At 64.9% G+C, this 8,928-nt stretch carries 7 protein-coding genes; 6 read left to right on the forward strand and 1 reads right to left on the reverse strand.

Going from position 1 to position 8,928, the window contains the following annotated elements:
* From EOD15_RS22275 to EOD15_RS22295, 5 genes are all read left to right on the forward strand, one after another.
* Window positions 1–605: Gfo/Idh/MocA family oxidoreductase (locus EOD15_RS22275; protein WP_148129616.1), on the forward strand; the 605-nt coding region annotated here is incomplete at its 5' end.
* Window positions 602–1,510, forward strand: coding sequence for a sugar phosphate isomerase/epimerase (locus tag EOD15_RS22280; protein WP_127321535.1), 909 nt, complete (start codon window positions 602–604; stop codon window positions 1,508–1,510). The genes EOD15_RS22275 and EOD15_RS22280, both read left to right, overlap by 4 nt.
* Window positions 1,511–1,612: 102 nt before the next feature.
* Window positions 1,613–2,626 carry a substrate-binding domain-containing protein gene (locus EOD15_RS22285; RefSeq protein ID WP_127321534.1) on the forward strand — a complete coding sequence of 338 codons (1,014 nt, stop codon included), beginning with the start codon at window positions 1,613–1,615 and terminating at the stop codon, window positions 2,624–2,626.
* 89 nt (window positions 2,627–2,715) lie between these two features.
* Entirely contained in the window at window positions 2,716–3,513 is a 798-nt protein-coding gene (locus EOD15_RS22290) for an ATP-binding cassette domain-containing protein (RefSeq protein WP_127321533.1), read from the forward strand.
* Window positions 3,510–4,559 carry an ABC transporter permease gene (locus EOD15_RS22295; RefSeq protein ID WP_127321532.1) on the forward strand — a complete coding sequence of 350 codons (1,050 nt, stop codon included), beginning with the start codon at window positions 3,510–3,512 and terminating at the stop codon, window positions 4,557–4,559. Before EOD15_RS22290 ends, EOD15_RS22295 begins: the two co-directional genes overlap by 4 nt.
* Before the next feature lie 270 nt (window positions 4,560–4,829).
* Here EOD15_RS22295 and EOD15_RS22300 read toward each other — a convergent pair whose 3' ends face one another.
* Entirely contained in the window at window positions 4,830–7,529 is a 2,700-nt protein-coding gene (locus EOD15_RS22300; RefSeq protein WP_127408825.1) for a UvrD-helicase domain-containing protein, read from the reverse strand.
* Between the two features lie 251 nt (window positions 7,530–7,780).
* On the opposite strand from EOD15_RS22300, the gene EOD15_RS22305 reads away from it, so the two are divergent.
* The coding region (locus EOD15_RS22305; protein WP_148129617.1) for a PQQ-binding-like beta-propeller repeat protein at window positions 7,781–8,928 on the forward strand (1,148 nt) is incomplete at its 3' end.

Raw genomic sequence — 8,928 nt, forward strand, 5'->3', positions numbered from 1 at the left:
TTGGTACGCCGACCAGCATCCATGCCGACTTCTTCGTCGCGCCGCATTTCGGCGGCTTTCGCGAGGAGATGGCGCATGTGCTGCTGCTCGACATGGCGATCCACACATTCGACGCCGCCCGGTACATGGTCGCCGGCGAGCCGGCCGGCGTCTATTGCCAGGAATGGGAGCCGGTCAATTCCTGGTACCGGCAGGGATCGTCGGCCAGCGCGGTCTTCGATCTCGGCCGCGGCAAGGTCTTCACCTATGCCGGGAGCTGGTGCGCCGCCGGCTTCCGCACCAGTTGGGAAAGTACATGGCGCATCGTCGCCGAGCGCGGCAGCCTGCTCTGGGACGGCAATGACGAGCTGAGGGCAGAAGCAGTGATGTCGGGCCGCGACGGAATGTTCGACAAAACCCAGCCGATCGCGGTGCCGCCGCTCGATGCGTCCGATCGCGTCGGCGGCCATCTCGGCATTCTCCAGGATTTCGTGCACGCCATCCAGACCGGCACCGAGCCGGAAACGCGCGGCGCCGACAACATCAAGAGCCTGGCCATGGTTTTCGGCGCCATCGAAAGCGCCGAGACCGGCCGCCGCGTGACAATCGCAGAGGACGCACAATGACGCCGAACCCGCTTCTCGACATCCGGATCGGCACCATGGTGCGGGCCAATCTCGACGACCCGGCGGCTTACGTCAAACAGATCCTGCCGCTCGGCTTCGAGAGCATTCAACCCTTCTTCTGGCAGACGCTTGGCGGCAAGGACCTGCCGCTTCTCGCCGGCCAGATCCGCGAGGCGATCGGCGATGCCGACGTCACCGTGTCCTCGCTCGGCGTGTTCGGCAACCCGCTGGAAAGCGGCGATGTCGACCGTGGCGTGCTCCAGGCCTGGGAAACGGTGATCGACAACGCCCATCTGTTCGGCGCCTCGATGGTCAGCGGCTTCACCGGCCGCCTGCGCGGCAAGAAGCTGACCGACAGCCTGCCGCGCTTCAAGGAGGTCTGGGGACCGCTGGCCAAACGCGCCGCCGACAAGGGCGTCCGCATCGCGTTCGAGAACTGCGCCATGGACGGCAACTGGGCCGCCGGCGACTGGAACATCGCCCACAATCCGGACGCCTGGGAGCTGATGTTCAACGAAGTGCCCGATGACAATCTCGGGCTAGAATGGGAGCCCTGCCATCAACTCGTCTACCTGATCGATCCGATACCCCAGATCCGCAAATGGGCGCCGCGCATCTTCCATGTGCACGGCAAGGACGCGACGGTGCGCTGGGACGTGATCCGCGAGCATGGCGTGTTCGGCCGGTTGCCCTTCGTGCAGATGCGCACGCCCGGTTTCGGCGACAGCGACTGGACGCGGGTGATCAGCGAATTGCGGCTGGCCGGCTACAAGGGGGCCATCGATATCGAAGGCTGGCACGACCCGGTCTATCGCGGCGACCTCGAGATCACCGGCCAGGTGCGGGCGCTTGAATATCTCAAGCAATGCCGGGGAGGGGCCAGCTACCTGCCGAACCCGATGTGAGGATCGGCCGGCGGGAGGAGCCGGCCGGGATGTCTGCAACGCACATTGCCGAAGCGAATGTCGAACCCCTCGCTTGCGAGGACAAAAAGGGAGGATAAGTGCATGAGCATGACGATGAGAAGGACAGTTCTGCGCTCGATCGTCGTGGCCGCCGCCACGATGCTTGCCGCTGCGATCTCCACCTTGCCCGCGCGGGCGCTCGACGCCAAATGGTGCAAGGACGTCCACATCCGCTTCTTCGTCGGCGGCGCCGAGGGCGACGCTTTCGGCACCATCGTCTACAATGGCGCCAAGCAGGCAGAGGCCGATCTCGGGCCGAAGGTCGACTACATCTTCTCCCAATGGGACATCGAAAAGATGGTGCAGCAACTGCGTGAGGCCGTCGCGGTCAAGCCCAACGGCATCGCCATGATGGGCCACCCGGGCGACGCGTCGATCATGCCGCTGGCCGAACAGGCGCACAAGGACGGCATCAAGATGATGTACCAGAACGTGCCGGTGCCGAAGGTGGTGGAAGCGTTCGGCGGCGGCTATGTCGGCGCCCAGCAGGAGCAGCAGGGCCGCGCGCTCGGCGCCGAGGCGTTCAAGCTGGGCAAGCTGAAGGCCGGCGACAAGGCGATCATGATCGGTCCGTTCGAAAACGAAAGCCGCGGCGCGCGCGAGCGCGGCACGGTGGCCGCGCTCAAGGAGGCCGGCGTCGAGGTCATCCAGTTGTCCTCGCCGCCGAGCGGCGAATGGGCGTCCGATCCCAATCTGGCCATTCCGGTGATTACCGCGGCGCTGCTCAACAATCTCGACGTCAAGGCGGTCGGCTATCCCGGCGGGCAGATGCTCGGCAATGTATCGACCTACATGCAGGCGGCCGGACGCAAGGCGGGCGAGATATTCAATTTCGGCTTCGACACCAGCCCGCAGATCGTCGAGGGCTTCAAGGGCGGCTGGGTGCAATTGACCGCCGACCAGCAGCCGTTCCTGCAGGGCTATCTGCCGATCCTCAGCCTCTGCAAGCAGGTTGTTCTGGGGCTGGCGCCGATGAATGTCGACACCGGCGCCGGTTTTGTTACGCCCGAAAATTACGAGATCGTCGCTGAGCTCGCCAAGCAGGCGCTGCGCTGACCTCCCAAGCCGCCGGCCGGGATCTCAGGCCCCGGCCGGCGGGACCGCTGGCGACGAAGCCGGCACGAGACAATCAAAGCGAGGATCCGGTGGCAGAACGCCTCATCGAACTGCGCGACATCAGCAAATCCTATGGCCAGGTCTATGCACTGGGCGGGGTCGATCTCAGCGTCGACCGCGGCGAGGTCGTCGGCCTGCTCGGCGACAATGGCGCCGGCAAGTCGACGCTGATCAAGATACTCTCGGGCGTGGTCAAGCCGACCAGCGGTGAAATCCTCGTGCGCGGCAAGCCGGTGACCGGGTGGAGTGCGGCGCGTTCGCGCGAGGCCGGCATCGAGACGGTGTTCCAGGACCGGGCGCTGGCCGTGCAGCAGACCATCGTTCGCAACATCTTCATGGGCCGCGAGCTGACCGGCTTCATGGGCTTTCTCAGGGTCAACAAGGAGATCGAGGAAGCGAGCCGGCTGATGCGCGAGATCGGCTTCACCTCGAAAGTGTTCACGCCGCAGTCGATCGTCGGCCAGCTTTCCGGCGGCGAACGCCAGGGCGTGGCGATCGCCCGCGCCATCTACAAACAGGCGGAGCTGATCGTCCTCGACGAGCCGACGACGGCGCTGTCGCTGACCGAAACCGCCAAGGTGTTCCATTTCGTGCGCCAGGTGCGGGCGAGCGGCCGCTCGATCCTGTTCATCGGCCACAACATCCATCATGTCTTCGACATCGCCGACCGCTTCGTCGTGCTGGATCGCGGCAAGGTCGCACTGACGACCGACCGCAGCGAGGTCAAGTCGGCCGAAGATCTCATCAACTTCATGGAAGAGGTCGCGCATCCCGGCGGATTGGCCGGGCTGCACGATGCCGGCGACGCGGAGCAGAGAGCACGATGAGCAAGACCATGGAGCCCGACCTGCACGAGCCGTCCGCCGGCATTCCCCGCCCCAGTGCCCAGAAAGAGTGGAAACACCCATCCGATCACTGGATGCGCGGCTTCATCCTCGACAACCGTGCCGCGCTCGGCACGCTCGCCGTGTTCATCGTCATGATGGCGGTGTTCATGATCGCCAACCCGACCGTCTTCACCACCTGGTATCTCTACCGCTCGGTGCTGACGACGCTCCCCGTTGCGCTGTTCGTGGTGGTGCCGCTGGTCTTCGTCGTCACCTGCGGCGAGATCGACCTGTCGTTTCCGGCAACGATGGGCTTTGCCTCATGGGTCTTCGCGCTGGTCGTGCAGGCCGGCTACGATCCGTTCCTCGGCATCGCCGCGGCGCTGATCACCGGCATGCTGCTCGGCTTCCTGGTCGGCTCGCTGGTCGTCTATGGCGGGCTGTCGTCGCTGATCGCCACGCTCGGCATGAATTTCCTGCTGCGCGGCCTGATCCAGATCATCAACGAAGGCAAGTCGATGGCGCTGACCAGCCTCAGCGACAGCTGGGCCTACACGATCTTCTCAAGCCAGCTCCTCGGCATTCCGGTGCAGATCTTCTGGGCCATCGGCTTCGTCGTGCTGTCGGCGATGCTCTACAACCGCCACCGCTTCGGTGCGCAGGTGAGGGTGGTCGGCGACAACCCCGACAGCGCCCAGCAGATGGGCATCGACGTCAAGCGCGTGCGGGTGAAAGTGTTCGTCTTCGTCGGCATCGGGGCTGCGCTCGCCGGCACCTTCTCGGTGATGATCAACTTCACCTGGTGGCCGACCGCCGGCGACGGCTATCTGCTGCCGGTGCTGGCCTCGGTGTTCGTCGGCGGCACGCCGACCTGGGGCGGCATCGGCACCGTCGTCGGCGGCGCCATCGGCGCCGTCACCGTGTCCTTCATCCAGACCGGCGTCGTGGCGGCAGGCCTGAGCGGCTTCTATGTCCAGTTCTTCAACGGCCTGATCATCATCCTGTCGCTGCTGGGGCACAAATGGAACCAGGCAAGGTACAGGTGAGGGTTTCGTTGGCGGATCGCATGCCTTGACGATTGGCGCCGGCGCTCATCGTTTTCGTCATCCACGGGCGAAGCAAGGAGTGTAGCGACGCAGCGCAGACCCGAGGATCCATGCCGCGACTTCAACGCGTCACTACGGTGCAGAATTCTGCTCCGCTGCACTCCACGGCCAAGGTCACGGCATGGATCCTCGGGTCTCCGCGACGTCGCTTCGCTCCTGCTCCGCCCGTGGATGACGAAGGTGGGAGCTGTCCGCGGGAAAACGCCATCTTCACACCGCCGCCACAAACCCGTCCAGCACGCGTTTCTGGCCGGCCTTGTCGAAGTCGATGGTCAGCTTGTTGCCCTCGATGGCGGAAATGTTGCCGTTGCCGAATTTCTGGTGGAAGACGCGGTCGCCGACGTTGAAGGCGGACGGCTTGTCGGCGACGGATTTGGCGACCAGTTCGCCGTCGATGGTGCGGCCCTTGACCGAGGTGCGGCCGGCGCCGTAGCCGCTGTCCGTCTCGCCATAGCCGATGCGCTCGACCTGATGGCCGGAGCGCGAGCCCCAATTGCGGTCGGTCGCCTCGGTGCGGTTGGCCTGCGCGCGCTGCCAGCCCGGTGTCGCATAGGTGTTGGAGAAGGCGCCGGATTTTTCGGCGTCGGCGCCGACAGTGTCGAAGCGCGAGGCGCCATAGGGGTTTTGTCTTCCTGCGCCCTGGCCGCCGCGGCCGGAGGCAAAGGAACCACCGCCATAGGAATTGCCGTAGCCGCCGTAGCTGTTGCCGCTTTCGGCGACTTCGACATGGGCTTCCGGCAGTTCGTCGAGGAAGCGCGACGGGATGGTCGACTGCCACAGGCCATGGATGCGGCGGTTGGAGACGAACCACAGATGCAGGTTCTTCTTGGCGCGGGTCAGGCCGACATAGGCGAGGCGGCGCTCTTCCTCCAGCCCGGAGCGGCCGCCTTCATCCAGCGCACGCTGGTGCGGGAACAGGCCTTCCTCCCAGCCGGGCAGGAAGACGGTCTCGAATTCGAGGCCCTTGGCCGAATGCAGCGTCATGATGCTGACGGCGTCGAGCCCGGCATTCTGCTCGGCGTCCATGACGAGTGCGACATGTTCGAGGAAGGAGCGCAGCGATTCGTACTCCTCCATCGAACGGATCAGCTCTTTCAGATTCTCCAGCCGGCCGGGGGCTTCGACCGAGCGGTCGTTTTTCCACATGTCGGTGTAGCCGCTCTCTTCCAAGATGGTCTCGGCGAGCTCGGTGTGCGGCGTGGTCTCCAGCGCCTTTTGCCAGCGCTCGAAATTGGCCGCCACTTCACGAAGTGCGGCGCGCGGCTTCGGCTTCAGCTCGTCGCTTTCGGCGAGCTTGGCGGCGGCCTCCAGCATGGGGATGCGCAGAGCACGCGCCGTGTCGTGGATCTGGCGGATGGTGGCTTCGCCCAAGCCGCGCTTGGGCACATTGACGATGCGTTCGAAAGCGAGGTCGTCGGCGCCTTGGGCGACGACGCGGAAGAAGGCCAGCGCATCGCGGATTTCCATGCGCTCGTAGAAGCGCGGGCCGCCGATGACGCGGTAGTTGAGGCCGAGCGTGACGAAGCGATCCTCGAACTCCCGCATCTGGAAGGAGGCGCGGACCAGGATCGCCATGTCGTTGAGATTGTGCTTTTGCCGCTGGTAGGTCTCGATGGTCTCGCCGACGGCGCGGGCTTCCTCCTCGGAATCCCAGGCGGCATGGACATGCACCTTGCCGTCTTCGGGATCGTTGCGGTCCGTGAACAGCGTCTTGCCGAAGCGGCCCTCATTGTGGGCGATGAGGTGGGAGGCAGCGCCAAGGATGTGCGCGGTGGAGCGGTAGTTGCGCTCCAGCCGGATGATGGTGGCGCCGGGAAAATCCTTGTCGAAGCGCAGGATGTTGTCGATCTCGGCACCGCGCCAGCCATAGATCGACTGATCGTCGTCGCCGACGCAGCAGATATTTACGGTGGCGCGGGCTTCGGCCGAAGAGCGCCCAATCTCCCCCCTAGAGGGGGAGATGTCGCCAGAGGCGACAGAGGGGGGCGCTGTCCCTCCAGCCTGTCGGCGCGCGGCGCCCCCCTCTGTCCTGCCGGACATCTCCCCCTCTAGGGGGGAGATTGGCTTGCCATCAGGCCGCTGCGCCAGGAGGCGCAGCCACATATACTGGGCGGTGTTGGTGTCCTGATACTCGTCGACGAGGATGTATTTGAAGCGCTTGTGGTATTCCTTGAGCACGTCCGGATTGGCGCGGAAGATGCGGATCGGGTGGCACAGCAGGTCGCCGAAATCGCAGGCGTTCAGCGTCTTCAGCCGCTCCTGATAGGCCTTGTAGAGTTCGCGGCCCTTGCCGTTGGCGAAGGCGCGGGCGTCGCCCTCGGCGATGTCGGCCGGGCCTTGCCCCTTGTTCTTCCAGCCGTCGATCATCTGGGCGAACTGCTTGGCCGGCCAGCGCTTGTCATCCAGACCTTCAGCCTGGATCAGCTGCTTGATCAGCCGCACGACGTCGTCGGTGTCGAGGATGGTGAAGTCGGAGCGCAAACCGGCGAGTTCGGCATGTCTGCGAAGCAGCTTCACGCCAATCGAGTGGAAGGTGCCGAGCCATGGCATGCCCTCGACATTGCCTTCGCCGATCAGCACGCCAATGCGGATCTTCATCTCGCGCGCGGCCTTGTTGGTGAAGGTCACCGCGAGGATCTGCGACGGGAACGCCTTGCCGGTGGCGAGGATGTGAGCGATGCGGGTGGTGAGCACGCGGGTCTTGCCGGTGCCGGCGCCGGCCAGCACCAGAACCGGGCCTTCGGTGGTTTCCACCGCCAGCCGCTGCTCCGGGTTGAGGCCCTTCAGGTAGTCGGGTGCGTTGTTGTGTCCGCTGCGGGCAGCCATGGCGCGCGCGGCGATACCCGACGGGGCCGAGGGCCGCGCATTGGGTTCGTCGAAAAAGGGCATGTCTTCGGAAAAGCCGGACATCGCCCCGAATGTAGTGATTCGGTGGGGAAAGACCAGAACTGTCTACGTTTTGTTCCGCTAAAGTGCCCGATTGCTGCCCACGCTCCCAGTGCGGTCGATGTTATCCCAATGGCGATGGACCATTACCGCCTGCGCTTGAGGCCCATGCTTGACAGGCGGGACCGTCGGGAGAAAGTTGTGCTTCGGGCAGCGACGCAATGCCGGGTTGCCATGGCAGCGCCGCGAAGCGCAACAGTCGAAGGAGTATCATCTTGGCTGTCACCATCACCTCCCTCATTCTTTTCCTCATCGGCCTGGCACTCGGCGGCGGCGGCATCCGCCTGGCGATGCTGGGCGGCAGCTGGTACTATGTCGTTGCCGGCCTTGCCTTCCTGATCGCCGCCTGGCTGCTTTACCGGCGCAGGTCGACTGCTTTGTGGCTCTACGCGGTGATCGTGCTCGGCACGTTGGCCTGGGCGGTCTGGGAAACCGGCTTCGACTGGTGGGAACTCGGGCCTCGCGGCGGCATCATCGTGCTTCTCGCTTTTTGGCTGCTGACGCCGTGGGCGAGGCGGGGTCTCGTCGGCCCTGACGGGCGCGCGCCGCTGATCCTTGCCGTGCTGGCATCATTGGCCGTCGCCGGTTATTCGATGACTTCGGATCCGAAGGATATTGCCGGCGAACTCGGCACCGACAAGGTGGTCGCCAACGCCAATCTCGGCAATGATGTGCCGGCCGGCGAATGGCACTATTACGGCCGCACGCAGTTCGGCCAGCGCTATTCGCCGCTCGACCAGATCACACCGGACAATGTCGCCAAGCTGCAGCCTGCCTGGACCTACCAGACCGGCGATGTGAAGGGTCCCGACGATGTCGGCGAGACCACCTACCAGGTGACGCCGCTTAAAATCGGCGACACGCTCTACATCTGCACGCCGCATAATTTCGCCATCGCCATCGATGCGGCGAGCGGCAAGGAGAAATGGCGCTTCGATCCCAAGGTCAAGCTCGACAAGGACCGCCAGCACCAGACCTGCCGCGGCGTGGCCTATTACGCCGATGCCGCCGGCGCCGCCGGGCAGCCCTGTGCGACCCGTGTCTATCTGCCGACCTCGGATGCGCGGCTGATCGCGCTCGATGCCGCCAACGGGCAGATCTGCCCGGCTTTCGCCGAGGGCGGCACGCTGAACCTTCTGACCAACATGCCCTATCCGAAGTCGGGCTATTATTACTCGACCTCGGCCCCGCTGATCTCAGGCGGCAAGATCATCGTCGGCGGCGCGGTCAACGACAATTATTCGACGCAGGAGCCGTCCGGCGTCATCCGCGCCTACGACGCCGCCACCGGCGCGCTGGTTTGGAACTGGGATTCCGGCAATCCGGACCAGACGACGCCGCTGCCGGCCGGCCAGACCTATAC

This window comes from Mesorhizobium sp. M7A.T.Ca.US.000.02.2.1 (assembly GCF_003996995.1).
Classification (GTDB): Bacteria; Pseudomonadota; Alphaproteobacteria; order Rhizobiales; family Rhizobiaceae; genus Mesorhizobium.